The organism is Synechococcus sp. MW101C3 (genome assembly GCF_002252635.1).
Classification (GTDB): Bacteria; Cyanobacteriota; Cyanobacteriia; order PCC-6307; family Cyanobiaceae; genus MW101C3.
Genome location: NZ_NQKX01000010.1, coordinates 105,410 through 131,486, shown reverse-complemented (window position 1 = coordinate 131,486; position 26,077 = coordinate 105,410). Strand labels below are relative to the sequence as shown.

Sequence of the window (26,077 nt, the reverse complement as noted above, 5' to 3'; positions counted from 1 at the left end):
GCACTCCTGCGAACCAAGGTGAACGGCTCGGGGCCGAGATCCAGCGGCAGAAGGGCCTGGGGTTGGCGCGTGCTAATTTCACCTCAGACGGCAGATCCGTCTGTGGCTTTCGATCCACAGCCGCATCGTCTATGGCCCCCGCTCCTGCGGCGTGTTCGCCGTAGTCACACCCAGCAGCAACCGGTCCGTTCCCGTTCCGGCAGCTCGGGCGTCAACGGAGGCTGAACCTCCAGAGCTTGCTCCTCAAAGGCTTTTTCTTCCGTCTCATTCTGCTGATGCAGCAGACGGTCGGCTTCTCAGCACGATCGGCTCATCGCTTCATTGCTTCAGGGGGTAATCCCCATCCCATGGCAGGGCTTCTCCGAGCCACCCTCTTTCCTCCATGCCCCAGCAGATCGTCATTGCGGAGCAACTGCGCATCGCCGCGGTGCTCAACGACGAACGCGTCGATCAACTGATCGTTGCCCAGGGTCGCTACCAGATCGGCGACGTCTACGTCGGGCGCGTCGAGAATGTGCTCCCCGGCATTGATGCTGCGTTTGTCAACATCGGAGAGAGCGAGAAAAATGGCTTCATTCATGTCACCGACCTCGGCCCACTGAGGCTCAGGAAGGGTGCTGCCGGCATCACTGAACTGCTGGAGCCACGCCAGAAGGTGCTGGTTCAGGTGATGAAGGAGCCCACCGGCACCAAGGGGCCGCGTCTCACGGGCAATCTCACGCTGCCTGGCCGCTACCTGGTGCTTCAGCCCCATGGCCAGGGGGTCAACATCTCCCGGCGGATCAGTGCCGAGAGCGAGCGCAACCGTCTGCGGGCCCTGGGTGTGCTGATCAAGCCGCCCGGCGCCGGCCTGCTGGTGCGCACCGAAGCCGAAGGCATCAGCGAGGAGCTGCTGATCGATGATCTCGAAGCTTTGCTGCGTCAGTGGGAGGGCATCCAGGAAGCGGCGGAAACGGCCACCCCGCCGGCGCTGCTCAACCGCGACGAAGACTTCGTCCATCGGGTGCTGCGCGACCTCTACAGCCCCGAGGTGCAGCGCGTGGTGGTTGACACCCAAGCGGCCGTCGGCCGTGTGAACGCCTTCCTCGGTGCCGATCAGGCCAATCTGCTGGTGGAGCACCATGTCGAAAGCACCGACATCCTTGAGCACCACAAGATCAACGCTGCCATCCGCGATGCCCTCAAGCCGCGCGTCGATCTGCCCTCCGGCGGGTCGGTGATCATCGAGCCCACCGAGGCGCTCACTGTCATCGATGTGAACTCCGGTTCCTTCACGCGTTCCGCCAATGCACGGGAAACCGTCCTCTGGACCAACTGCGAAGCGGCGGCTGAAATCGCGCGTCAGCTGAAGCTGCGCAACATCGGCGGTGTGGTGATCATCGACTTCATCGACATGGAGTCGCGCCGCGATCAGCTGATGCTGCTCGAGCATTTCACTTCGGCCGTGCGCGACGACGCCGCCCGACCCCAGATCGCCCAGCTCACCGAGCTTGGTCTGGTGGAACTCACCCGCAAACGCCAGGGCCAGAACATCTACGAGCTGTTCGGTCGCGCCTGCCCCAGCTGCGGTGGCCTCGGCCACGTGGCCGTTCTCCCCGGCAAGGACACCCTCCAACCACTCGCCACGGTCACCGGCCTGGTGCGCTCCGCTGCCTCCGCCCGCGCCGAGGCGCCCAGCCCCTCCGCGCCCGAGCCCAGTGGCCGCCGCCGTGGTGGACGCGGTGGTCGCGGTAGCCGCAGCGGCAATGAGCTGATCGAAGTCACCCCCGTGCTCGTCTCCATCGACGACGAGCCGGCCGCTCCCCGGGTGGTGGAAGCACCGCTGAGTGCTTCTGAAGGCGTCAGCCGCCGCCACGACCCCGAGCTGGTGGCTGTCCCCATGGACGACGACCAGGAATTCGTCTACGGCTGGATGGGCCTCAACCCCGCCCTGCTGCTGGAGTCTCCCCCTGCCGGCGACAACGTGGTCGTCCGGGTCGTGCGCCCCGGCGAATCAGAGGAGGCGGTGCTCGACGCCGCTCGTCAGCAGCTGTCCGGCTCAGGCTCCCGGCGGCGTCGCCGTGGCGGCCGTGGCGGTGGCGATGGCGCCGCTGCCCCCCGCACCGCCGCCGACTACTCCAGCGATGCTCCCGCCCCCGTCGTTGTTTCCACGGCAGAGACCGGCACCGACCGTTGGAGTTCCACCCGCGATCCCGGTGATGCCGTGATGGTGGAAATCACCCCGCTGCCGATCGACACCGACCGTTCTCCCGCAGTCCACACCACCGTGATTGAAACCACGGTGCTGCAGGTGCCGATCACCCGCACCGTCGGCCGTGCCACGCCCGCCGCCGTGAGCATCACCGACCACCCGGCTGCTGCTGTGGCCGCTCAGAGCGAGCCTGATCCCGCCCCCGAAACCCCTGCCGACGACCCGGCCGGTGAGCCCCGCCGCCGCCGCCGCCGTTCTTCGGCGGCGGTCTGAGCCCAGCGCCTGCCCGCTCTCCACGGCCCGTGGGCGCCCACCCTGGGAAAGGAGCGACAGCAGAGCCGCAGCTTCCAGCCGATCCCTATGCCCAGCATGATCCCGGTGTCTGCGCAGGGATCGATGAGGTTGGGCGGGGCAGCCTGTTCGGGCCGGTGTTCGCCGCCGCCGTGGTGTTGCCGGCATCCGCGCTGCCGCCTCTGGCAGCCGCCGGACTCACCGACAGCAAGGCCCTGCGGCCGTTGCAGCGCCGCCGGCTCCTGCCCTTGATCGTGGAGGCGGCGGCGCAGTTCGCGCTCGGCCAGGCCTCGGCTGAGGAGATCGACCATCACGGCATCCGCTGCGCCACCGAACTGGCCATGCTGCGAGCGCTGCAGCGGCTGGCCGCGCCGCCCCGCCTCGTGATTGTCGATGGGGTGCTGCCGCTGCGTCTGTGGAGCGGGCCACAGATCACCCTGGTGCGAGGGGATCGCCACTGCCTGTCGATCGCCGCGGCCAGCGTGGTGGCCAAGCAGGCCCGCGATGGCCTGATCCAGCGGTTGGCCGGCCGCTTCCCTGGCTATGGCCTGGAGCGGCACGCCGGCTATGGCACGGCCTTTCATCGCCAGGCCCTGCGCAGGCTCGGGCCCACGCCGCTGCACCGGGCCTGCTTTCTGGGCAAGGTGCTGGCCGGCACCGACTGGCCGCCGCTCCGTTGAATGATCAGCCACCGGGCCTCTTCTGTGAGCTCTCTGCCGCCTCTGTGCAGACCGCTATTGCCTCTGGAAAAGGCCACTGTCCACTGCCTGCCGTACTGCCTGCCGTCTCTGCGAAGCCCATGGCCGCCGGGAGCGGGTTCAGCGGGTTTCGCACCACTGGCTGAAATCACTCAGCAGGTTCTGCCCCACCCGCTTGCGCATGCCCAGCAGGATGCCGCTGAGCAGTGACCGGCCGGTGGCCTCCAGCACGCGCGGCGGGATCAGCCCCAGCACGGTGGGGCGGCTCACGCGCACGCCCAGCAGGGCTTCGCCTTCCAGGCCGCCGTCGTTCACCGCCAGCCAGGATTGGAGCGTGAACTCAAAGTCGTCTACGGCTTCGAGTCCCACGAGGCGGCAATCGAGGGCTTCCAGCTCCAGCCGCCCCGGCTCCCGTTGGGCCTGCAACTGCACCACCGGCTGCACCTGCAGTTGAAACACCTTGAATCCGCTCACTTCGTACTGGTAGTGGCCAGGACTGAGCGGCGTGAGCTGGCGCGGTTCCAGCAAGGCCCGGATCACCCGCTGTTCGTCATCGAGGTAATCGGCCAGCTGCTCGGCCTGCCCGTGAACCGGCAAGGTGAGCTGCTGGCTGGCGCTGAAGGCCAGAGACATCGCCTGGGGAGGCCGGCGGAGGATGATCCTATCCACCGGTCTGCGCTCCCTTTCCCCCATGCGTCTCGCCTTCCTCGGACCCGCCGGCACCTACGGAGAACAGGCGGCGCGCCAGTTCGCTGCCCTGGAAGGCTTCCAGGATCCGGAATTCGTCCCGCAGGGCAGCATTCGTGCTGTGGTCAAGGCCCTCGCCGACGGTGGCTGCAGTGCTGCCGTGGTTCCGGTGGAGAATTCGGTGGAGGGCGGCGTCACCGCCTGCCTTGATGTGCTCTGGGAGCACTCCGACCTGCAGATCCGCCGGGCGTTGGTGCTGCCGATCCGCCATGCCCTGCTGGGCAGCGGTCCGATCGACCGGGTGAGCGAGGTGCTCTCCCATCCCCAGGCCCTGGCCCAGTGCAGCCAGTGGCTGGCGGAACACCTGCCCGATGCCCTGCAGTTGCCCACCAGCTCCACCGCCGAAGCCGCCCGGCTGGTGGCAGGCAGCCGCTTCCGCGCAGCGATCGCCTCGCGTCAGGCGGCAGAGGAGCACGGGCTCGAGGTGCTGGCCTATCCGGTCAACGACGTGATCGGCAACTGCACCCGCTTCCTGCTGTTGCAGAAAGAGGGGGGTCCCGCCGAAGGCAGCACCCACTGCAGCCTGGCTTTTTCGTTGCACGCCAACAGCCCGGGTGCGCTGCTGGAGGCGCTCAGTTGCTTCGCGCATCGCCAGCTGAACATGAGCCGAATCGAGTCGCGGCCGTCCAAACGTGAGATGGGCGAGTATCTGTTCTTCGTGGATCTTGAGCGGCCTGCCGCCGGTGAGGCGCTCCAGCAGGCGATCGAAGAGCTCAGGGGGCTGTGCCAGCACCTGGCTCTGTTCGGGGCCTATCCGCTCACGAATCTCGCGGAGGAGGAGCGCTCGCCTGCTGGTTAGCCAGGGCGGCCGCCGCGGGCGTGGTGTCCGGCCCGCGGCGGCAGCGGAAGACACCGAACGCCATCAGGCCATGGCGAAAGGCCCAGTCCATCAGCAGCAGGGTGGGGGTTTCGCGTATGCCCTGCAGCACGGCGGCCGGACCCAGCCCCAGCACGGCGCGCGGCCGGCGAACCCCTTCCAGGATCGAATCGATCCAGGAGGGCAGGGTGGCGCGGGTCCAGTCGTCGGTGTCGGTGTGAGCGCCGCCGGCATGGACGCTCAGCTCCAGGTTGCGGCGAAATGAGGGGATGCTCGCGAATTCCGGGTGGGCCCACTGATCCAGGAGCTGACGCATCACCCAGCGCTCCACTGCGCTGAGCGCTCCGGCGGAGGGATCGCGGCGGTTCCAGTCGGCCACCGACAGCAGCCCACCGGGAGCCAGCACGCGCAGCAGTTCATCGGCGTAGCGCTGCTTGTCGGGCATGTGCGGCCCTGCCTCCACACTCCACACCGCAGCAAAGGCCCCATCCGGGAGGTCGAGATCAAGGGCATCCATCACTGCAAACCGGCAGCTGAGGCCCGCTGGGGTGAGCTGACGGGCCCGCTCCACCTGCGCCGGGCTGATGCTGATGCCCAGCACTTCAAAGCCGTAGTCACGGGCAAGGATCCTGGCGCTGCCACCGATGCCGCAGCCCACATCCAGCAGCCTGGAGCCAGGGGGCAGCTGATCCAGGCCACTCCAGCGCACCAACTCGTGCACGAAGGCCACCTTGGCGGCACGGAAGTCGGCCCGATGCGGTGGGGTGCCGTAGTGACCGAGGTGCACATGATCGCCCCACAGCCGCTCCAGCAGCCGGTCTTCCGTCCAGCGGTCGTAGGCCTCCGCCACGGTGGCAGTGCTCTCGAAGCTGCGGTTGCGCCGCTGCCACACCACGAAGGCGCCCGCCAGCACGGCCACAGAAGCCACAGCCGCCAGCGCGGGGAGGGGAAGGCCGGCCATCAGGAGGGATCCCTGGGGGGCTCACCCAGATCCTTGAAGGTGTCCTTGAGGACCGTGCGGGCCGCAAGCTGGCGGCGGGTCTGGTCGAGCAGGGCGAATTCCTGACGCAGCCGCTCGCCGGTGTCGGTGAGCTCCAGCAGGCTCTGCTGGTGATCGGCCACGGGGCCGCCCAGATGGGAACCGATCCAGAACGAGAGCTCCCGTGGCAGGTCAGGCAGATCGTTGGGCAGGCTGCTCGGCCGCCCCACAAGCTTGCCCGTGAGGTCGACCACATCCCGCAGGGCCTGGGTCACGTTGCCGGCCAAGGCGTTGAGAGTTTCCGGGCTCTCATCGGTTGCGTCTTCGATCCAGCTCACCATGCCCACCCGGAACGGGGCCTCCCGCACCACTTCGAGCACACGGAAACGCTGCTGCCCCATGGTCACGATGTTGCTGCGATCGTCTTCCTGGGTCTGGCACTGGAGGATTTCCGCGCAGCAGCCCACAGAAGCCATTTTCTTTTCCTGTGGGTCCCAGCGGATCACCCCGAAGCGGCGATCTGTCTGCAGGACCGTTTGCAGGAGCATGCGGTAGCGGGGCTCGAAGATATGCAGCGGCAGCACTTCCTGCGGAAACAGCACCACATCCGGCAGGGGGAATAGGGGGAGTTCCCTCACGGCCAGATCAGTCACGGATGGGTGGGTGGAGAAAGGGCTGGAAAAACGGATGGAAGGGAGCAGAAGGCCTGAAAGGGCCGGTGCCCGGGTGCTTTGCCAGAAAGAAGCAGCGAGGAGTGTTTTGCCTCGATGTTCGAAGAAAACAACACGGCAAGGGCTGGCGCTGGCTGCGCCGGCCCTGGCAGCTCCTGAAGCGCCGGGCAGCCTGAAGGATCGATTCTAGAAAAAACAAAGCCCGCCGGGGAAGCGGGCGGGGGCGTCAATGGGGCGCAGGCAGCAGCAAGGGGAAGCGAATTCTGGGGCAGCCTGGGCCAACCCATTCACGAACAGCCAGGCGTGTGCAGGGGCGGGGCCGATGCGGCTCAGAGCTTGACTTCGATATCGACGCCACTCGGGAGATCAAGCTTCATCAACGCGTCGATCGTTTTCGAGGAAGGGCTGTAGATGTCGATGATGCGGCGGTGGGTGCGGGTTTCGAAGTGCTCACGGGAGTCTTTGTCCACGTGGGGTGAGCGCAGCACGCAGTAGATCTTGCGCTTGGTGGGCAGGGGGATGGGGCCGATAGCCGTGGCGGCGGTGTGATCGGCGGTTTCGATGATTTTTTCGCAGGAAAGATCCAGCATGCGGCGATCGAACGCCTTGAGACGGATGCGGATCTTCTGCTGAGCGATGGCGGTGGACATGGGGAAATGCGGGTGAGGCATCCGCCAGCAAGAACGCTGCCGGTGCAGAAAACGATGAATCAGGCTTGAAGCCTGAATTGCCGAGGTGCGAGTGGCCTGAAAGCCGGAAGGGGCAAGCCGAGGGGGGAGAAGCCTGCGCGCAGGCACGCCCCCCAAGGCCAAGACCCTAGATCAGGATCATTCCACGATCTTGGACACCACGCCCGCACCAATGGTGCGGCCGCCTTCGCGGATGGCGAAGCGCATGCCCTGCTCAATCGCCACTGGGCAGATCAGCTCGGCGGACATCTTGATGCGGTCACCGGGCATCACCATCTCCACGTTGGTGCCGTCGTCGGCGGTGAAGGCCGTGATCTGGCCGGTCACGTCGGTGGTGCGGATGTAGAACTGCGGGCGATAGCCGGCGAAGAAGGGGGTGTGACGGCCGCCTTCTTCCTTCTTCAGGACGTAGACCTCACCTTCGAACTTGGTGTGGGGCTTGATCGAGTTGGGCTTGACCAGCACCATCCCGCGTTCGATGTCTTCCTTCTGAATGCCGCGCAGCAGCAGACCGACGTTGTCGCCCGCCATGCCTTCGTCGAGCAGCTTGCGGAACATCTCGACCCCGGTGACGGTGGTTTCGCGGGTGTCCTTGATGCCGACGATCTGAACGGTTTCGCCCACTTTCACCTTGCCGCGCTCGATCCGGCCAGTGGCCACGGTGCCACGACCGGTGATCGAGAACACGTCTTCGACAGCCATCAGGAAGGGCTTGTCGATTTCGCGCTCGGGTTCGGGGATGGATTCATCCACCGCGTCCATGAGGTCAAGGATCTTGTCGACCCATTCGTTGTCACCCCGGTTGCCTTTGCCGCCCCCTTGGATGAACTCGAGAGCCTTCAGAGCGGAGCCGGCCACGATGGGGATGTCGTCACCCGGGAAGTCGTAGCTGCTGAGCAGCTCACGCATTTCCAGTTCGACGAGCTCGAGGATTTCCTCGTCGTCGACCATGTCCTTCTTGTTCAGGAACACCACCAGGGCGGGCACGCCCACCTGCTTGGCCAGCAGGATGTGCTCCTTGGTCTGGGCCATGGGGCCATCGGTGGCGGCCACCACCAGGATGGCGCCGTCCATCTGGGCGGCACCCGTGATCATGTTCTTGACGTAGTCCGCGTGACCCGGGCAGTCGACGTGGGCGTAGTGACGGCCTTCTGTCTCGTACTCGACGTGGGCGGTATTGATGGTGATGCCCCGTTCCTTCTCCTCAGGAGCACCGTCGATGTCGTCATAGGCCTGAGCTTTCGCTTGGCCAAGGGATGCCAGCACGTTGGTGATGGCGGCGGTGAGGGTGGTTTTGCCGTGGTCAACGTGGCCGATGGTGCCGATGTTGACGTGAGGTTTGTTCCTCTGAAACTTCTCGCGAGCCATTGAAGGAAAGAATCGGGGGTGTTGGTTGGGGGTGAGAGATCAGGAATTGCCCTGATTCTTGGAGATGATGGCCTCAGCCACATTGCGAGGAACTTCCTCGTAATGGCTGAACTCCATCGAGAAAATACCCCGACCCTGGGTCATGGATCGGAGCTGGGTGGCGTAGCCGAACATCTCGGCCAGGGGCACCTTGGTTTGGACTTTGGATTGTCCGTTGTCGATGGACTGGCCTTCGACCTGCCCGCGACGTGAGGAGAGGTCACCGATCACCGAACCGAGGTAGTCCTCGGGGATTTCGACTTCCACCTTCATCATCGGCTCAAGGAGTACAGGATTGCACTTCTTGACGCCGTCCTTGAAGGCCATCGAACCAGCGATCTTGAAAGCCATCTCCGAAGAGTCGACATCGTGGTAGGACCCGTCCACCATGGTGACCTTCACATCGATCATCGGGAAACCGGCAATCACGCCGGACTGGCAGGTTTCCTTCATGCCGTTTTCGGCAGGACCGATGTATTCCTTCGGCACGATGCCGCCGACGATCTTGTTGACGAACTCAAAGCCGGAACCGGGCTCACCCGGCTCCATTTCGATCACCACATGGCCGTACTGGCCTTTACCGCCGGTCTGGCGGGCGAACTTGCCTTCACCTTTGGCCTTGCCGCGGATCGTTTCGCGGTAAGACACCTGCGGAGCGCCGATGTTGGCTTCCACCTTGAACTCCCGCAGCATGCGATCCACCAGGATTTCCAGGTGAAGCTCGCCCATGCCGGCGATCACGGTCTGGCCCGTTTCGGGGTCGGTGGAAACGCGGAAGGTGGGATCTTCCTCAGAGAGGGATTGCAGTGCTTTGGAGAGTTTCTCCATGTCGCCCTTGGTCTTCGGCTCCACCGCCACCGAGATCACCGGTTCTGGGATGAACAGGGATTCCAGAATGATGGGCGCACTCTCCACGCAGAGCGTGTCGCCGGTGGTGGTGTCCTTGAGGCCGAGAACGGCCCCGAGATCACCAGCGCGCAGTTCGTCAACTTCTTCGCGATCGTCTGCTTTGAGCAGGATCAGGCGGGAGATCCGCTCCTTCTTGTCTTTGGTGCTGTTCATCACATAGCTGCCCTTCTGCAGCACCCCCGAGTACATCCTCACGAAGGTGAGTTTGCCGTAGGGGTCGGCCATCACCTTGAAGGCCAGTGCACTGAAGGGAGCATTGTCGTCGCAGGGACGGTTGGACTCGGTGCCATCGGGCAGCAGGCCGGTGATCGGCGGAACGTCCACCGGTGCGGGTAGGTAGTCGACGACTGCGTCGAGTACCAGTTGCACCCCTTTGTTCTTGAAGGCGGATCCGCAGAGCATCGGCACCAGGCCGTGCTTCACCACGCCGACGCGAATGCCCTTGACCAGCTGCTCGTCGGTGAGTTCGCCGTTTTCAAGGTAACTGTCGAGGAGCTCCTCATCGGTTTCGGCCACCGATTCCATGAGCTTGCCGCGCCAGAGTGCGGCTTCTTCCTTCATGTCGTCGGGGATGTCTCCCTCGAGGATGTCGGTGCCGAGATCGTTCGTGTAGATGATCGCCTTCTGGCGCACCAGGTCGATGATGCCCTTGAGTTCTCCTTCTGCTCCGATCGGCAGCTGGATCGGTGCCGCGTTGGCCTTCAGGCGGTCCTTGATCTGGTCGTAGACCTTCAGGAAGTTGGCACCCGTGCGGTCCATCTTGTTGACGAACACGATGCGGGGCACGTTGTAGCGATCGGCCTGCCGCCACACGGTTTCGGACTGGGGCTGGACGCCACCCACGGCGCAGAACACAGCCACCACCCCGTCGAGAACCCGCATCGACCGCTCCACTTCAATCGTGAAGTCGACGTGGCCGGGGGTATCGATGATATTGATGCGGTTGTCCTTCCAGCTGGTGGAAATGGCCGCCGCAGTGATGGTGATGCCGCGCTCCCGCTCCTGCTCCATCCAGTCGGTGACGGCGGCGCCATCGTGCACCTCGCCCATCTTGTGGACGACACCTGAGTAGAAGAGAATCCGCTCGGTGGTGGTGGTTTTGCCCGCGTCGATGTGGGCGGCAATCCCGATATTTCTGACGCGTTCCAGGGGGTAGGCGCGGGCCACGAGCTGAGGTCTCCGAAGGGTGATCGACAAAAATGCGGAGTAAGTGTAAGGGTTAGCTCTGGTGTGCCGGGATTCCGCGATCCAGGCAGAGCCGGTGAACTCAGTAGCGGTAGTGGGCGAAGGCTTTGTTCGCTTCTGCCATCTTGTGGGTTTCCTCGCGCTTGCGCACCGCGCTGCCGGCTTCGTTGGCCGCGTCCATGAGTTCACCTGCCAGCTTCTGGGCCATGCTGCGGCCGTTGCGGGCGCGCGAGAAGTTGACCAGCCAGCGGAGAGCCATGGCGGTGCCCCGCTCCTGCCGCACTTCCATCGGCACCTGGTAGGTGGCGCCACCAACGCGGCGGGCGCGCACTTCAACCAGGGGGGTGGCATTGCGCACGGCGGTTTCGAACACTTCCAGCGCGTCGGCGCCGGTGCGCTCGCTGATCAGCCCGAAGGCATCAGAAAGAATCCGCTGTGCGGTGGACTTTTTGCCGTGCTTCATCAGCCGGGCCACAACCATGGTTGCCAGCCTGCTGTTGAACTGGGGGTCGGGGAGAACCGGGCGCTTCTCGGCAGCGTTGCGGCGTGACATAAACCTGAGGAGAGGGAAGCGGGAAAGGGAAACGAAGAGGCAGGACTCAGGCCTTGGGAGCCTTGGCGCCGTACTTGGAGCGGCTCTGGCGGCGGTCCTTCACACCGGAGGTGTCGAGGGTGCCGCGGATGATGTGGTAGCGGACCCCGGGCAGATCCTTGACACGACCGCCGCGGATCAGCACGACGGAGTGCTCCTGCAGGTTGTGGCCGATGCCGGGGATGTAGGCGGTGACCTCAAAGCCGGAGGTGAGCCGCACGCGGGCCACCTTGCGAAGCGCCGAGTTGGGCTTCTTCGGCGTGGAGGTGTACACGCGGGTGCACACACCACGGCGCTCGGGGCAGGCCCGCAGCGCTGGGGATTTGGTCTTGCGGGTGAGGCGTTGCCGCTCGGAGCGGATCAGCTGCTGGATCGTGGGCATTGAGGGCCGGAGAGATGGGTCGGACGTCCGACCGTTTTCCACAATCCGCCACCTTACTTTGTCGTGGCACCCCGACGCCCTTGCCGGCTGAAGGCGGCTCCGCACGGGCAGCACGCCACCCCCTCGCCCGGCCGGATCAGAAACCCGCCACCGCTGAGATCGCCGCGGTAATCAAGGCTCAGGCCGGCCAGCTGGCCGATCTGGTCGGCGGGTGCATGCAGGGTGAGGCCATCGGCACGGGCCACAGGGGTGCCGGCCAGATGCCCCGGACGCAGGCGGATCACCCACTGCTCGCAGGTGCCCTCCACCAGATCGAGGTGCATCAGCCCCGGCGTGCCGGCCACAGCGGCCTGCCGACCGAGTTCGGCGGCGGCTGCCGGCGTCAGCTGCACGGTGAGGCCTCGGGGCATTGGGAGAACTCAGCAAGGATGGCGTGGTGGCCTTCACTCTGGCAGCGCCCCGACCCTGCCGAGCTGTCCGGCCATGGGAGGCTTCCGCGCCGCATGCAGGTTCCAGTCCGGAGCCCGCGGGTATGCGGTAAGCCCGCGTTCAGCAGCAGCCCACCGTTACGTAACAGCTCGCCGTCAGGCAGCGGTCTCAGGGGGAGCTGGCTGTGGAGCCCTCTGAGGCGTCGGCCGCGCGAGAGGGGTCACGAGGCACCAGACCCAGGCCGTTGTGGATGCGGGCGGCCACCCCTCGGCCCTGCACCGACAGGGTGCCGGAGAGCATCAGGCCGGTGGAGCTGCCGCCATCGAGGTTGAGCGCATCGCGCAGGCCCAGCTGCTGCAGGAGCTGGGCCGTTTCCCGCAGGGTGGGCCCCGCATGCTCGACCCCCTGGAGGGTGAGGAGCCAGATCTGAGAGCCATCGCTGGCGATCACCGTGCGGGGCGCCCCCTGCTGCAGGAAAGCGGCGCTGAAGCCTTCGGCGCTGCCATTGAGCACGGTGCGCCCGTTCAGCAGCAGCAGCGGACCACCCCCGAGCACCGAGCGGCTCTGGCCGAGCGGATGGGTCGGCTGGCTGCTCAGGCTCAACCGGCTGCCCACGTCCCACGGCGGCACAACCCCGCCCCGCCCCACCAGCAGCACGTCCTCGGGGCCAAGAGCGATGCCCTGTTCCAGCTGGGCACTGTTGAACTGCTGCCGCACGAAGCTGCCGTTGACCAGCAGGGCCGTTTCCCCGCCGCTGATCGCCCGATAGCTTCGCCCCCATTCAGCGGTGTAGCGCGCCAGGCCTCGCTGCACATAGCCACTGTTGAGGGCCATCACCGGCAGGCGCTGGCCGCTGCCGTCACTCACCCATTCCGTGAGGCTCAGCCAGCCGAACTGCGGTACGGCGCCGTCCTGCCAGCCCACGGCCCCCCGGTTGAGGATCGGTCCTGAAAGCCAGCGCCCGTCGTCTTTGAGGGCTCCCAGGGGCAGACGCCGCACCCGGTTGAAGAACCCGCCGTTGATGGCCACCAGGGCCTGTTCCTGCCCTGCCAGCTGAGGAAGGGAGGTGAGGCCTTCCATCCCCTCGGCGCTGGTGAGCAAGCGCAGCTCCACGGGGCTGCGGCGGGGATCGAGCCGCACGCTGTTCACCAGCATGCGTCGGTTGCCGAGGGCGCGCACCTGTCGCTCCACGGTGATGCCCTTGTTGAGCAGGGCCTGCAGCTGGGCGGTGCTTGGCGCTGTGGCGCGCACCGGACCTGGAGCAGCACCGGTCAGATCAAGCACCACGCGGGCCGGCCCGCCCAGGGTGAGCACGGCCCCGGGTCCGCTGGCCGGCAAGGCGATCGTCAGGCCGTCGCTGCCGGGGCGCGCCTGCAGGCCGAGGGATTGCAGCTGGGCCAGCTGGGCCGGGGTGCTGCGCAGCGCCATCTGCAGTTCGCCAGCCTCTCGCCGCACGAATGCCGGGCCGCTGAGATCGAGCACCACACGCCGTACGCCCGAGCTGGCGATCGCCCCCGGCGAGGACACCCGGATCTGCTCCAGCGTGGCCGCCGGCAGTTCCAGCCGCAGAGTGCCTCGCTCCTGCCGCTGCCAGCTCACGCCGGCATCCAGCAGCAGGCGGCTCACATCCACGGCCACCTCGTCGTCGAGGCTGCGCTGAGCCCCGGCAGGCACCAGCAGCGTGCGGCCGAACCACTCGAGTTCCAGACCTCCCTGTGTGGACGAGCGGCTGGTGAAGCCCAGCTGGCCCTCCAGCACTTCCAGGGGCAGCCACAGCTCCAGATCCCCCCGGCTGGCGGAGCCCCGCTGCTCCCAGCGAGCCGTCTGCCGGCGGCCGTTGATCTCCAGGCGCTGGCCGGTCTCAACGGTGGATGCTGTGCCGAACCGTTGCGGCAGGCGCTGAGGTTCGAGGGCCGGGGGCGGCGGAACGGGCGGCGGCCACCGGTTCTGCGCCCCCGCTCCCGGAGCGATGAGCAGCGGTGCGGCGCAAAGGCTGCCGCTGACGAACGCGCTGCCCAGCAGCAGCACACGCCTCAGGCCGCCGCTCACCTGGATGGCGCCAGAACCAGCAACGGCTTCCCGCCTGGCACGACGGCGGAACAGCGGCAATGGCGAAGGCCTCGGCATCAGGCCAGCTTCCGTTGGTGGTGAACGCTAACCCCGTGGGCCTGTCTCTAGAGTTCCCCTTCCTCAAGGAGCGGTCAATCCCGCAGTTCGGGTTTGCCGCCGGTCACCGCAGGTCTCTCCTGGGTTATGCCTCACTTCTCCCGTCCCGTCTGGCCCCATTGCGACAGTCCGGCGCCTGAGGCCGTGGCGGGCGAGCGCGATGCCTGCGGCGTTGGCTTTCTGGCCCAGCTCAGCGGCGAGGCGAGCCATGCTCTGCTCGCCCAGGCCCTGCATGGTCTCCACTGCATGGAGCACCGCGGTGGCTGCGGTGGCGACGGCGATTCCGGGGATGGCGCCGGCATCCTCTGTGGCATCCCCTGGCCCTACCTGGAAGCGGTCTGGCCCGCCGCCCGCAGCGAACAGGGTCGGCCCCGCGGTCTGGCGATGCTGTTCCTGCCCGCCGAGGCGGAGCGCCGAGCTGTGGCACGCGCCTTCTGTGAGCAGGCGGCCGCCGGCCTGGGCCTGCGCAGCATCGGCTGGCGTGAGGTGCCTGTAGCGCCTGAGGTGCTCGGCCCACTGGCCCGCCAGACCGCCCCCGCAATCGAGCAGTGGCTCGTGGAAGGCGAGGTGGCTGGCGATGCGCTCGAAGCCCTGCTCTTCCGTTGCCGCCGCCGCGTCGGGGATCTGGTGAGGGAAGCCTGGGGCCCCGGCCCCAGCGATCTCTACTTCGCCTCCTTCAGCAGCCGCACGGTCGTCTACAAGGGCATGGTGCGCTCCGAGGTGCTGCCGGCGTTCTACGCCGACCTGCGCGACCCCCGCTTCGCGGTGAGCTTCGCCGTGTACCACCGCCGCTTCAGCACCAACACGTTGCCGCGCTGGCCCCTGGCGCAGCCGATGCGCCTGCTGGGTCACAACGGTGAGATCAACACCCTGCTGGGCAACATCAACTGGGCTCACGCTGCCCAGTCGCACCTCGATGCGATCTGGGGCGACGCCGCCAACGACCTCAAGCCGGTGGTCAACGCCGCCTTCAGCGATTCCGCCAACCTCGACGCCATGCTCGAGCTCATGGTGCGCAGCGGTCGGCCGATCACCGACAGCCTGCTCACGCTCGTGCCCGAGGCGTTCCGGCAGCAACCGGAGCTGGAATCACGGCCAGCGATCCAGGCCTTCTACGACTATTCCGCCTGTGTGCAGGAACCCTGGGATGGCCCGGCCCTGCTGGTGTTCAGCGATGGCCGCAGCGTGGGTGCCACGCTCGATCGCAACGGTCTGCGCCCCGCCCGCTACTGCATCACCAGCGACGGCCTGGTGGCGATGGGATCGGAAACCGGCGTCCTGGAGATCGACGAAAGCCGCATCATCGAAAAGGGCCGTCTCGGCCCCGGTCAGATGCTCGCCGTCGATCTCGAGCAAGGCCGCCTGTTGCGCAACTGGCAGGTGAAGGAGGAAGTGGCGGCCCGCCATCCCTACGGCGCCTGGCTGCTAGAGCACCGCCGCGCGCTCGACAGCCGGCCCTGGATCACCGAGACGAGCCTGGGGGCCCTCGACCTGCTGCAGCACCAGACCGCTTTCGGCTTCACCGCCGAAGACTTCGATCTGGTGATCGAGGACATGGCTGGCCAGGGCAAGGAACCCACGTATTGCATGGGCGACGACATCCCCCTGGCGGTGCTGTCCTCCAAGCCCCACCTCCTTTACGACTATTTCAAGCAACGCTTCGCCCAGGTCACCAACCCGCCGATCGATCCCCTGCGGGAAGAGTTGGTGATGAGCCTGGAGATGCACCTCGGCCGCCGGGGCTCACCGCTGCGGCCTGAGCCCGGTTCTGCCTCGGTGCTGCATCTGCAGTCGCCGCTGCTCAATGAGGCGGAGCTCAAGGCACTGCCGGAGCAGGGCCTGGCCACCATCACCCTCTCCACCCTGTTGCCGGTGGAAGCGGGGCCGGCCGGCCTCGGCGACGCGGTGCAGAGGCTCTGCCAGGAGGCGGAGCAGGCCGTGCGAAACCAGGCCGAAATCCTGGTGCTCTCCGACCGCTGCGGATCTGGTCTTTCGCCCACCACCTCCTATATCCCGCCTCTGCTGGCCGTGGGTGCGGTGCACCACCACCTGCTGGGTCTGGGCCTGCGGCTGCATTGCTCTCTGGTGGTGGACACCGCTCAGTGCTGGAGTACCCATCACCTGGCCTGCCTGATCGGCTTCGGTGCCAGTGCTGTGTGCCCCTGGCTCACCTGGGAAACCACGCGCCACTGGCTGCAGCTGCCCAAGACCATCTCTCTGATCGAGCGGGGTCGGCTGCCCGCCATTGATGCCGCTGCGGCCCAGGCGAATGTGCGCCAGGCCCTGGAAGCCGGCCTTCGCAAGATCCTCTCCAAGATCGGCATCTCGATGCTGGCCAGCTATCACGGGGCTCAGATCTTTGAGGCGATCGGCATCGGCGCCGACCTGATCGAGCTGGCATTCCGAGGCACCACCAGCCGGGTGGCGGGCCTCACCCTGGCGGATCTCGCCAGCGAAACCCTCACCTTCCACGCCAAGGCCTTCCCCGAACTCCATCGCACCAAGCTGGAGTTCATGGGCTTCGTTCAATACCGCACAGGCGGCGAATTCCATCTCAACAGCCCGGAGATGGCCAAGGCCCTCCATGCAGCCGTGGCAGCGGGCCCCGGCTACGACCACTTCTCCACCTACCGCACCCTGCTGGAGAACCGTCCGGTCACCTCCCTGCGCGACCTGCTTGAGCTCACCCCCGCCCCCCAGCCGCTGCCCCTTGATCAGGTGGAGAGCGCCGAAAGCATCTGCTCCCGTTTCTGCACCGGTGGCATGAGCCTCGGGGCCCTCTCGCGTGAGGCCCACGAAGTGCTGGCGGTGGCGATGAACCGCATCGGCGGCAAGAGCAACAGCGGCGAAGGGGGCGAGGATCCCGCCCGCTATCACCCGCTCCACGACGTCGACGCCGGCGGCCATTCCCCCACACTCCCCACCATCGGTGGCCTGCGCAACGGCGACACAGCCTGCTCCGCCATCAAGCAGATCGCTTCCGGCCGCTTCGGCGTCACGCCGGAGTATCTGCGCAGCGGCACCCAGCTGGAGATCAAGGTGGCCCAGGGAGCCAAGCCCGGCGAAGGCGGCCAACTGCCCGGCCCCAAGGTGGATGCTTACATCGCCTGGCTGCGTAACAGCAAACCCGGCGTCGCCCTGATCTCACCGCCGCCGCACCACGACATCTATTCCATCGAGGATCTGGCCCAGCTGATCCACGACCTTCACCAGGTCCATCCGGCCGCGAAGGTGTCTGTGAAGCTCGTGTCTGAGATCGGCATCGGCACGATCGCCGCCGGTGTGGCCAAGGCCAATGCCGATGTGATCCAGATCTCCGGCCACGACGGAGGCACAGGTGCCTCGCCGCTCAGTTCGATCAAGCACGCCGGCAGCCCCTGGGAGCTGGGTCTGTCGGAAGTGCACCGCAGCCTGCTGGCCAACGGCCTGCGCGACCGGGTGCTGCTGCGTGCAGACGGCGGCCTCAAGACCGGTTGGGACGTGGTGATGGCCGCCCTGCTCGGTGCCGAGGAATTCGGCTTCGGCTCGGTGGCCATGATTGCCGAGGGCTGCATCATGGCCCGCGTCTGCCACACCAACAATTGCCCCGTGGGTGTGGCCAGCCAGAAGGAGGCGCTGCGCAAGCGCTTCACCGGCATCCCCGAACACGTGGTGAACTTCTTCGCCTTCGTGGCCGAGGAAGTTCGCCAGTTGCTCAGCGTGCTGGGCGTGGCGCGGCTGGAGGACCTGATCGGCCGCAACGACCTGCTCCAGCGCCGGGAGGTGCAGCTGGTCAAGACCAGCTCGGTGGATCTCTCCTGCCTGCTGGATACGGTTCCCCACGCCGGCGACCGTTCCTGGCTGCAGCACGAGGCGTCCGCCCACGGCAATGGCCCCATCCTCGAAGACAGCCTCTTGGAGGACGCTGAAGTGCTGGCGGCGATCGAAGGCCATGGCAAGATCCAGCGCCAGCTGCGGATCCTCACCACCGACCGCAGTGTGGGAGCGCGGATTGCAGGCGAAATCGCCGCGCTTCACGGCAACAAGGGGTTCAACGGTCTGCTCGATCTCCGCTTTGAGGGCGGGGCCGGCCAAAGCTTTGGTGCCTTCCTGTTGCGCGGCATGCAGCTCACCCTCGTGGGCGAGGCCAACGATTACGTCGGCAAGGGCATCAACGGCGGGCGGCTCGTGGTGGTGCCCCCTGCCGGCGCGGCCGATCCCGGCGCCCAGGTGATCCTGGGCAACACCTGCCTCTACGGCGCCACCGGCGGCGAGTTGTTTGCGCTGGGCCGGGCGGGTGAGCGCTTCGCCGTACGCAACAGCGGCGCGGTCGCTGTGGTCGAAGGCAGCGGCGATCACGCCTGCGAATACATGACCGGAGGCGTGGTGGTGATTCTCGGCAGCACCGGCCGCAACGTGGCCGCCGGGATGACCGGTGGCGTGGCGTTCCTGCTCGACGAGCACGACGGACTCGCCGCCCGGCTCAACCCGGAGATCGTCTCGATGGTTCCGCTGGACACCCCCGAGCAGGAGCAACTGCTCAAGCCATTGCTGGAGACCCATCTCGAGCTCACCGGCAGCCGCCGGGCCGCCGAGGTGCTTGCCAACTGGCCTCAGTGGCGTCCCCGCTTCAAGGTGCTCGTTCCCCCCAGTGAGCTGGCCACCGTCGGTCTGGCTGAGGGCCGCGTCACGGTGCCCGCCTAGGGCTCCACTAGCTCCGCGTTGCCGCGAGGGGCTGTGCTGTGCCGCCAGCCCCGGTTTCCTTGCCGAGGTTGCCGTCGCCGCGTGGATATTCCCGCATCAGCCGCCGCACCTCCCCGGCGTGGTAGCTGCTGCGGGTGAGCGGTGAGCTCACCACCTGCAGGAATCCCAGCTCCCCTTCACCCTGCTGGCGGAAGGATGCAAAGGTGGCAGGCTCCACGAAACGCTGAACGGCCAGGTGTTTCGGCCCTGGAGAGAGGTACTGGCCGATCGTCACGATGTCGACGTGGTGCTGGCGCAGGTCGGCGAGCACGTCGAGCACTTCGGCGTCGGTTTCGCCCAGGCCCACCATCAGGCCCGATTTGGTGTACGTGGCTGGCCATTGGTCGTGAACCCGCGCCAGGAGTTCCAGCGAGCGGCTGTACACCCCCTGAGGACGCACCTGCCGGTACAGACGCGGCACCGTTTCAATGTTGTGGTTCAGCACCTCGGGCTTACCTGCCATGACAGCGGCCAGGGCCTCCCAGTTGCCGCAGAGGTCAGGGATCAGCAGCTCGATGGTGGTGCCGGGGGAGCGCTGACGCACGGCGGCGATGCAGGCCACAAACTGGCTGGCGCCCCCGTCGTCGAGGTCGTCGCGGTTCACCGATGTGATCACCACATGCTGCAGACCCAGCCGGGCCACGGCCTCGCCCAGCCGTTCCGGTTCGGTGGGATCCAGCGCCCGCACGCTGCGGTCGAAATCGATGTCGCAGTAAGGGCAGGCGCGGGTGCAGCCCGGCCCCATGATCAAGAACGTGGCCGTGCCACCGGCGAAGCACTCGCCGATGTTGGGGCAACTGGCTTCCTGGCAGACCGTGTTCAGCTTCAGGTCGACCAACAGGTCGGCAACCGCGCCGATGCGCTCCCGTTGCGGGGCTTTGACGCGCAGCCAGTCGGGTTTGAGCTGCGACACGGACCCACGCCTGAACAGCCCATGAATTTAGGGGCCCCGGAGCGGCGATCGCCTATCCTCTCCCCATCGGGATGTAGCGCAGCTTGGTAGCGCACTTCGTTCGGGACGAAGGGGCCGCAGGTTCGAATCCTGTCATCCCGACTTTCAACTTCACAGCGTCCGCGGATTTCGCCGCGTTGGCACGGTCAAGGGCAAGATCAACCGTGGCTCAGGCCAGATCAGCCCCGGGGTAACCGCGGGGGGTCACCATGCGGCCGTCCTGAATCCGTGTGGTGCTGTTGCCGATCAGCACCAGCGTGAGCATGTCCACCTCCGCCACCGGCAGGTCCGCCAGCCGGTGCAGGCTCACGTGCTCGTCCTGCCGCCCCAGCTGCCGGGCCAGGGCCACCGGCGTGTCGCCGCCCCGCTGTTCGAGCAGCAGGGCGCAGGCCCGGGCCAGTTGCCAGTCGCGTCCGCGCGAACGCGGGTTGTAGAGGGCCACCACGAAATCCCCCGCAGCTGCCCCGCGCAGGCGGGTTTCGATCGTTTCCCATGGGGTGAGCCGATCGCTCAGGCTGATGGTGCAGAAATCGTGCATCAAGGGGGCTCCGGCGCGGGCGGCCGCCAGCTGCAGCGCGGAAATGCCCGGATGCACCGTGAAGCCGGGGCGGGCCTCGGCCGGCAGGGCCAGCCACAGCTCCAGCGCCAGCCCGGCCATGCCATAGATGCCACTGTCGCCCGATGACACCAGTGCCACCGTCAGGCCTTGCGCCGCTAGCTCCAGCGCCTGGCGGCACCGTTCCCGCTCCAGGGTGAGCTGGCCGTCGCAGCGCAGCTGATCAGGCCGACGCAGTGGTTCCAGCAGGTCGAGGTACAGGCCGTAGCCCACCCAGACCGTGCTCGCCGCCAGTGCGGCACGGGCATCGGGAGTGAGCAGGGCCAGCTCGCCAGGCCCGCTGCCGATCAGATGCAGCCGGCCCCGTTGCGGCGCCCACTGCTCCGCGGCGGCCGCGACCGCCACCGTGGCGGCTCCGCGTTCGTCGCTGCGGCAGCGTTCGATGCGTTTGGCCTGGCGCAGGCAGCCCCCGGGTCCGGCGGCCAGCAGCGCTGCCGCCTCCGCCACGCTGGCCGTGCCCATCTCCCGCGCCACGGCCGCCGAAGGGGTCGGCACCGGCACAACGGCGAGCTCGGCGGCACTGAACAGCCGCAGCGGCCACTGGCGCTCAGCGGCCAGCGCCAGCAGTGCCGGCTCATCCCCTTTGCGGTCGGCGCTGCACAGGCCGGCGACGGCCTCCGGCGCCAACCCAGCCTCCTGCAGCGCTGCCAGCACCGCCCGCTCCAGCAGGGTGAAGCTGGTGCCGCGCTCGCAGCCCACCCCCAACCAAAGGCTGGGAGGGTGCCAGCGACAGCCCATGCCCAGTTGATCGCTGATCACCAGCACAGGAGCTGCCGGGTCGGGCACGCCGCTCAGCGGCTGGGTCGCTTCAAGCTCGCGCCAGAGGGGGGAGCCACTGGTCTGCTGCACCAATGGCTGCTCCCCCCTGGCCGCTGCCTGCATCAGGCCGTCCCAGTCACCGCTGCCGCGCCGCCATCCCCACGCGGTGCCGAAGCCATCGAGGGCAAGGCGGCCGCTGCCGCTGCTGGCGCCTGTCAGCACGGCCTGGCCGCCCAGCAGGGCCGCCACCTGCTGGCTCAGACGCTCTGCCCCGGCGCCATGGCCGCCCAGCAGCGGGATGGCGAAGCGTCCGGCCGGATCCACCACCACCACCGCCGGATCCTGGCTTTTGCCCTGCAGCAGTGGTGCGATCAGCCGGGTGATGGCTCCGCAGGCACCCACAGCCACGAAGGACCGGCTGTTGCCCCACTCCCGCGACAGATAGGTGCCGCCGGCTTCCTCGGGGCTGGCGATGTCCTGCACCAGCCCGGCCTGGTGCAGCCGCTGAAGCAGGGGCTGGCCGGCAGGACTGAGGCTGAGTCCCCGGCAGGGCAAGGGCAAGGCGTCAGGCGTAGGGTCGTTCATGCGCCGAACCTGGCACGCCCGATCGCCGGCGATTCGCCCGCATCGGCGGACGGGCCGGCTGTCGGTCCGTCGTCGGCATCTCTTTCGCTAGGAGCACCAGGGATGGAGACAATCCCATCGCTAGGAGCTGGCGGGTCTTCCGGCTCGTGTTCTGGTTCGATTTCGGGCCCAGGTTCGTTACCCGTTTTGAGCTGAGTTTCGATTTCGGCTTTGGCCTGACGTTCAGGTTGGCTCTCGAGCTCAGGTTCAGGTGGGGGGGCGTCCTTCTCGGCGATGGATGCTGCCCCCACCTGCTCCCCGTCTGCCAGGCCGGCAGCGGAGAGCGCAGCAGTGGCAGACGGAGCGGAGAGGGTGGCAGGTTCCGGCTCCTCCGCCTCCGCCTCTGCTTCCTCCTCCACATTTCTGGCGCTGGCGCCCGAGCTGTCGCCCGGATCCTGCGGCCCAGGAGCCGATGGTTGCCCAGAAGCAGATGACTGCCCCAGTGGAAATGGCTTCCCTGGTGGCGCCGGCGGATTGGGCGGCGCCGGCTCTGCTGGGGAGGTTCCGACCGCTCCGCCCAGCAGGGCCCGCTTCAGCTCAGCGTCATTGAGGGGAGTGGAGGGCCAGCGCGATGGAGCCCCAGCCGTGAGTGTCACCGCCGTCACCAGGGAGTTGAAGGGTGCATTGAGCGGGTCGCCCCTCCCATCAAGCAGTTCCAGCTGGATGGCGTTTTCCCCGCTGGTCAGTCCCTTCAGCCAGATCGGGGTCTGACGGTCCACCAGGAAGCTGTCGCCGTTGAGGGTGATCCGCAACCGCCAGCTGTCGTCGCCGTCGCGCAGGTGTTGCAGGGGGGCATCGAACAGCAGCCAGTCGATCAGCACCGGTTCTGCCTGGATCAGGTCGAAAGGAATGGCCGGAATCAGCTGGGGGCTGGCGGGTTGTGGCACCCCCAGGGGGTTGGCGGCGGCGCGGTGCAACCGGATCTGGGTGCTGGCGCCGGGCGCTTTCACCGCTTCACCCCAGGGGTAGGCGGCGTAGACGCTGATCCGATGGCTGCCCGGGGTGAGCGGCTCCATCGGCACCTTCACTGTGCGCGGATCGGCGGAGTCCTCATTGCTGCGGCTGGCAGGCGTCGCACCGACCCGGATCGGTGTCTCCTGGTCGCGCTGCACCACCAGATGGGGGCCGGGAGCGCCTGGGTTGGTCCCCGCCAGCGGCCAGTCAGCCACACGCAGCTCCAGGGTCCAGGGGTCGGCGGGAAGAACGGTGTCCGGCGCCGGCGCAACGATCGTCAGCTGCGGGCGATGGGCGCTGAGCACCTCCTTGAGTTGCTCAGTCGGGCGGGGCGGCGCGACTTCGCGCACGGTGCCGCTGGCAAGCGGAGCCGGTGCAGCGGTAGGCGGAGGTGAGCTGGCGTTTCTCCAGCCCCAGCCTCCGCTGAGCAACACGGTGAGGCACAGCAGGCCGGCGCTGATGGTCCGCCCCAAGGCGCGTGAACCCCGCAAGTGCGGCAGCTTCCGGGCAGGCAGGCTCGCCATGACCATCTCGTTGCTCCTGCCCTGACGACGGCCTGGACATTCTGCTGGCCCATTGGTGAGCGCAGAATCGATGCCGCCCTGAGGACTTGAATCAACGCTCCAATATCCGGAATTGCCGGATAACAAATGGGGGCTTATCCCCGGCATTTCAATGACAAGAATCGGGCGGGAGAGCCCAGTCCCAGACAGGAGAGCCAGGGGATTGAACCTTTGTTACTTCCTCGGCAAACGGCCAGAAGCTCGCCCCTATACTCTCGCCAGCGGTCCCCTCATCGGGGCCCTTGCCCCAGTCGTGGCAACGGGTTTTGGCTTTCGCCACGCCCCTGCCCTCTGGAGTCAACGGCATGGCGGATTCCGGTCCGCGGTGCTGTTCGGCCCGCCGGCCAGGTGCCTGCACCCGGCCGGAGCGGTGGACCTCCACCTCCACCTCGACCCCGTCCCTCGAGGAACGTCTCGATGACCATCAGCCCACCAGAGCGTGGGAAAACGGCGAAGGCCATGGTTGACCGGAACCCCGTTCCCGTCGACTTCGATGTTCTCGGTAAGCCCGGGCACTTCGATCGCACCCTCGCCAAAGGTCCCAAAACCACCACCTGGGTTTGGAACCTCCACGCCAACGCTCACGATTTCGACAGCCACACGAGCGACCTTGAAGAGGTCTCCCGGAAGATCTTCAGCGCTCACTTCGGCCATCTGGCCGTCATCTTCATCTGGCTGAGCGGCGCCTTCTATCACGGTGCCCGCTTCTCCAACTACACCGGCTGGCTGGCCGACCCCCTGCACGTCAAACCGAGTGCTCAGGTGGTCTGGCCCATTTTCGGCCAGGAAATTCTCAACGCCGATGTGGGCGCCGGCTTCCACGGCATCCAGATCACCTCAGGTCTTTTCCACGTGTGGAGAGCCTGGGGTTTCACCAGTGAGTTCCAGTTGCTCTGCACGGCAATCGGCGCCCTGGTGATGGCCGGTCTGATGCTCAACGCCGGTGTCTTCCACTACCACAAGGCAGCCCCCAAGCTGGAGTGGTTCCAGAACGTTGAGTCGATGCTCAACCACCATCTGGCCGGTCTGCTCGGGCTGGGGTCCCTGTCCTGGACGGGTCACCTCCTGCACGTGTCCCTGCCGACCACGGCCCTGATGGATGCCATGGATGCCGGCAAGCCGCTGGTGCTCAATGGCAAGACCATCGCCTCGGTGGCGGACATTCCCCTCCCCCACGAATTCCTCAACCAGGACCTGATCGCTCAGCTGTTCCCCGGTTTCGGAGCGGGCCTTTCCGCCTTCTTCACGGGCAACTGGGCCGCCTACAGCGATTTCCTCACCTTCAAAGGTGGGTTGAATCCCGTCACGGGCAGCCTCTGGATGACCGACATCGCGCATCACCACCTGGCGATCGCTGTCCTGTTCATCGTTGCCGGCCACCAGTACCGCACCAACTGGGGCATCGGCCACAGCATCAAGGAGATCCTTGAGGGTCAGAAGGGCGATCCCCTGCTGTTCCCCGCACCCAAGGGTCACGACGGCCTGTTCGAGTTCATGACCACCTCCTGGCATGCCCAGTTGGCGGTCAACCTCGCGCTGTTCGGTTCGCTCACGATCATCGTGGCGCACCACATGTATTCGATGCCCCCCTATCCCTACATCGGCATCGACTACGCCACCCAGCTCTCGCTGTTCACGCATCACATGTGGATCGGCGGATTCCTGGTGGTGGGTGCTGGCGCTCACGCGGCCATTGCCCTGATCCGTGACTACGACCCTGCCCAGCACATCGATAACGTGCTCGACCGGGTTCTGAAAGCTCGTGATGCCCTGATCAGCCACCTCAACTGGGTGTGCATCTGGCTTGGCTTCCACAGCTTCGGCCTCTATATCCACAACGACACCATGCGTGCCCTGGGCCGTCCCCAGGACATGTTCAGTGACACCGCCATTCAGCTGAAGCCCATCTTCGCTCAATGGATTCAGGGCCTGCACGCCGCTGCAGCCGGTACCACTGCGCCCAACGCGCTGGCCGGTGTGAGCGAAGTGTTCAATGGCGCTGTTGTTGCTGTGGGTGGCAAGGTGGCTGCCGGCCCGATCCCCCTGGGAACGGCCGACTTCATGGTCCACCACATCCACGCCTTCACGATCCACGTCACCGTGCTGATCCTGCTGAAGGGTGTGCTTTACAGCCGCAGCTCCAGGCTCATCCCCGATAAGGCGAACCTGGGCTTCCGCTTCCCCTGCGACGGCCCCGGCCGTGGCGGTACCTGCCAGGTTTCGGCTTGGGACCATGTGTTCCTCGGCCTCTTCTGGATGTACAACTCCATCTCGATCGTGATCTTCCACTTCAGCTGGAAGATGCAGAGCGATGTGTGGGGCACGGTGAATGCGGACGGCAGCGTTCAGCACATCACCAATGGCAACTTCGCTCAGAGCGCCATCACCATCAATGGCTGGTTGCGCGATTTCCTCTGGGCGCAGGCCGCTCAGGTCATCAACAGCTACGGCACCTCTTCCAGTGCTTATGGCCTGATGTTCCTGGGTGCTCACTTCGTCTGGGCTTTCAGCCTGATGTTCCTGTTCAGCGGCCGCGGCTACTGGCAAGAGCTGATTGAGTCCATCGTCTGGGCTCACAACAAGCTGAAAGTGGCTCCGGCCATCCAGCCACGTGCTCTGAGCATCACTCAGGGTCGTGCCGTGGGCGTTGCTCACTACCTTCTGGGCGGTATCGCTACCACCTGGGCCTTCTTCCTGTCCCGACTCATCGCGGTCGGCTGACCTCACACCTGAC

General features: G+C 66.6%; 17 protein-coding genes, 1 tRNA gene and 1 pseudogene. 6 read left to right on the top strand and 13 right to left on the bottom strand.

Annotated elements, in window-relative coordinates; translation table 11 throughout:
- Window positions 1-382: 382 nt before the first annotated feature.
- Window positions 383-2,464, top strand: a complete 2,082-nt coding sequence (locus CJZ80_RS13640) for an Rne/Rng family ribonuclease (RefSeq protein ID WP_094514389.1) — start codon at window positions 383-385, stop codon at window positions 2,462-2,464.
- Between the two features lie 29 nt (window positions 2,465-2,493).
- Entirely contained in the window at window positions 2,494-3,162 is a 669-nt protein-coding gene (locus CJZ80_RS13635; protein ID WP_094514385.1) for a ribonuclease HII, read from the top strand.
- Window positions 3,163-3,300: 138 nt separating this feature from the next.
- Here CJZ80_RS13635 and CJZ80_RS13630 read toward each other — a convergent pair whose 3' ends face one another.
- Window positions 3,301-3,813: a DUF1997 domain-containing protein gene (locus tag CJZ80_RS13630; RefSeq protein WP_094514383.1), complete on the bottom strand. Its 513-nt coding sequence runs from the start codon at window positions 3,811-3,813 to the stop codon at window positions 3,301-3,303.
- A gap of 58 nt (window positions 3,814-3,871) precedes the next feature.
- Between CJZ80_RS13630 and pheA the strand changes: the two genes are divergently transcribed.
- Entirely contained in the window at window positions 3,872-4,726 is an 855-nt protein-coding gene (gene pheA / locus CJZ80_RS13625) for a prephenate dehydratase (RefSeq protein WP_094514381.1), read from the top strand.
- Here pheA and CJZ80_RS13620 read toward each other — a convergent pair.
- The 9 genes from CJZ80_RS13620 to CJZ80_RS13580 all read right to left on the bottom strand — a co-directional run bounded on the left by CJZ80_RS13620 (window position 4,686) and on the right by CJZ80_RS13580 (window position 14,114).
- Window positions 4,686-5,705: a methyltransferase domain-containing protein gene (locus CJZ80_RS13620; protein WP_094514378.1), complete on the bottom strand. Its 1,020-nt coding sequence runs from the start codon at window positions 5,703-5,705 to the stop codon at window positions 4,686-4,688. The two genes, pheA and CJZ80_RS13620, sit on opposite strands and share 41 nt — an antisense overlap.
- Window positions 5,705-6,376: an LON peptidase substrate-binding domain-containing protein gene (locus tag CJZ80_RS13615; protein ID WP_094514375.1), complete on the bottom strand. Its 672-nt coding sequence runs from the start codon at window positions 6,374-6,376 to the stop codon at window positions 5,705-5,707. Before CJZ80_RS13615 ends, CJZ80_RS13620 begins: the two co-directional genes overlap by 1 nt.
- Before the next feature lie 347 nt (window positions 6,377-6,723).
- Window positions 6,724-7,044 carry a 30S ribosomal protein S10 gene (gene rpsJ, locus CJZ80_RS13610; protein ID WP_094514372.1) on the bottom strand — a complete coding sequence of 107 codons (321 nt, stop codon included), beginning with the start codon at window positions 7,042-7,044 and terminating at the stop codon, window positions 6,724-6,726.
- A gap of 177 nt (window positions 7,045-7,221) precedes the next feature.
- The gene (tuf, locus tag CJZ80_RS13605; protein ID WP_094514369.1) at window positions 7,222-8,451 is read right to left on the bottom strand and encodes an elongation factor Tu; all 1,230 of its coding nucleotides are present in this window, start codon (window positions 8,449-8,451) and stop codon (window positions 7,222-7,224) included.
- A 39-nt stretch (window positions 8,452-8,490) separates the two neighbouring features.
- Window positions 8,491-10,566 carry an elongation factor G gene (fusA, locus tag CJZ80_RS13600; RefSeq protein WP_094514365.1) on the bottom strand — a complete coding sequence of 692 codons (2,076 nt, stop codon included), beginning with the start codon at window positions 10,564-10,566 and terminating at the stop codon, window positions 8,491-8,493.
- Between the two features lie 100 nt (window positions 10,567-10,666).
- A complete protein-coding gene (gene rpsG / locus CJZ80_RS13595; protein ID WP_094514363.1) occupies window positions 10,667-11,137 on the bottom strand; it encodes a 30S ribosomal protein S7 in 471 nt (156 codons plus the stop codon).
- Window positions 11,138-11,183: 46 nt separating this feature from the next.
- Complete coding sequence (gene rpsL, locus CJZ80_RS13590) at window positions 11,184-11,558, bottom strand: 30S ribosomal protein S12 (protein WP_094514358.1); 375 nt, start codon at window positions 11,556-11,558, stop codon at window positions 11,184-11,186.
- 53 nt (window positions 11,559-11,611) lie between these two features.
- Complete coding sequence (locus CJZ80_RS13585) at window positions 11,612-11,968, bottom strand: AIR synthase (RefSeq protein ID WP_094514356.1); 357 nt, start codon at window positions 11,966-11,968, stop codon at window positions 11,612-11,614.
- A gap of 187 nt (window positions 11,969-12,155) precedes the next feature.
- Entirely contained in the window at window positions 12,156-14,114 is a 1,959-nt protein-coding gene (locus tag CJZ80_RS13580; protein ID WP_094514354.1) for a phosphodiester glycosidase family protein, read from the bottom strand.
- Window positions 14,115-14,240: 126 nt separating this feature from the next.
- Here CJZ80_RS13580 and gltB point away from each other — a divergent pair, with 126 nt between their 5' ends.
- Window positions 14,241-18,836 carry a glutamate synthase large subunit gene (gltB, locus tag CJZ80_RS13575; protein WP_094514351.1) on the top strand — a complete coding sequence of 1,532 codons (4,596 nt, stop codon included), beginning with the start codon at window positions 14,241-14,243 and terminating at the stop codon, window positions 18,834-18,836.
- A 79-nt stretch (window positions 18,837-18,915) separates the two neighbouring features.
- Here the strand turns inward: gltB and lipA are convergent.
- Window positions 18,916-19,788 (bottom strand): annotated as a pseudogene (gene lipA, locus CJZ80_RS13570) (lipoyl synthase); the annotation flags it as partial.
- A 67-nt stretch (window positions 19,789-19,855) separates the two neighbouring features.
- On the opposite strand from lipA, the gene CJZ80_RS13565 reads away from it, so the two are divergent.
- Window positions 19,856-19,929 (top strand) — tRNA-Pro (locus CJZ80_RS13565).
- Window positions 19,930-19,996: 67 nt separating this feature from the next.
- On the opposite strand, the gene cobJ is transcribed toward CJZ80_RS13565, so the two are convergent.
- Complete coding sequence (gene cobJ, locus CJZ80_RS13560) at window positions 19,997-21,787, bottom strand: precorrin-3B C(17)-methyltransferase (protein WP_094514346.1); 1,791 nt, start codon at window positions 21,785-21,787, stop codon at window positions 19,997-19,999.
- On the bottom strand, window positions 21,784-23,253 hold the full coding sequence (locus CJZ80_RS13555) for a hypothetical protein (RefSeq protein WP_144037040.1): 1,470 nt from the start codon (window positions 23,251-23,253) through the stop codon (window positions 21,784-21,786). Before CJZ80_RS13555 ends, cobJ begins: the two co-directional genes overlap by 4 nt.
- Before the next feature lie 507 nt (window positions 23,254-23,760).
- On the opposite strand from CJZ80_RS13555, the gene psaA reads away from it, so the two are divergent.
- On the top strand, window positions 23,761-26,064 hold the full coding sequence (gene psaA, locus CJZ80_RS13550; RefSeq protein WP_094514341.1) for a photosystem I core protein PsaA: 2,304 nt from the start codon (window positions 23,761-23,763) through the stop codon (window positions 26,062-26,064).
- The last annotated feature ends 13 nt before the right edge of the window (window positions 26,065-26,077 follow it).

Excerpts from the sequence above, each read along its gene's own strand:
- pheA (WP_094514381.1), top strand. The coding sequence starts at position 3,872 with ATGCGTCTCGCCTTCCTCGGACCCGCCGGCACCTACGGAGAACAGGCG.
- rpsL (WP_094514358.1), bottom strand. The coding sequence starts at position 11,558 with ATGCCCACGATCCAGCAGCTGATCCGCTCCGAGCGGCAACGCCTCACC.
- CJZ80_RS13630 (WP_094514383.1), bottom strand. The coding sequence starts at position 3,813 with ATGTCTCTGGCCTTCAGCGCCAGCCAGCAGCTCACCTTGCCGGTTCAC.
- psaA (WP_094514341.1), top strand. The coding sequence starts at position 23,761 with ATGACCATCAGCCCACCAGAGCGTGGGAAAACGGCGAAGGCCATGGTT.
- CJZ80_RS13585 (WP_094514356.1), bottom strand. The coding sequence starts at position 11,968 with ATGCCCCGAGGCCTCACCGTGCAGCTGACGCCGGCAGCCGCCGCCGAA.
- CJZ80_RS13640 (WP_094514389.1), top strand. The coding sequence starts at position 383 with ATGCCCCAGCAGATCGTCATTGCGGAGCAACTGCGCATCGCCGCGGTG.
- cobJ (WP_094514346.1), bottom strand. The coding sequence starts at position 21,787 with ATGAACGACCCTACGCCTGACGCCTTGCCCTTGCCCTGCCGGGGACTC.
- CJZ80_RS13580 (WP_094514354.1), bottom strand. The coding sequence starts at position 14,114 with ATGCCGAGGCCTTCGCCATTGCCGCTGTTCCGCCGTCGTGCCAGGCGG.
- CJZ80_RS13620 (WP_094514378.1), bottom strand. The coding sequence starts at position 5,705 with ATGGCCGGCCTTCCCCTCCCCGCGCTGGCGGCTGTGGCTTCTGTGGCC.
- tuf (WP_094514369.1), bottom strand. The coding sequence starts at position 8,451 with ATGGCTCGCGAGAAGTTTCAGAGGAACAAACCTCACGTCAACATCGGC.
- rpsG (WP_094514363.1), bottom strand. The coding sequence starts at position 11,137 with ATGTCACGCCGCAACGCTGCCGAGAAGCGCCCGGTTCTCCCCGACCCC.
- gltB (WP_094514351.1), top strand. The coding sequence starts at position 14,241 with ATGCCTCACTTCTCCCGTCCCGTCTGGCCCCATTGCGACAGTCCGGCG.
- rpsJ (WP_094514372.1), bottom strand. The coding sequence starts at position 7,044 with ATGTCCACCGCCATCGCTCAGCAGAAGATCCGCATCCGTCTCAAGGCG.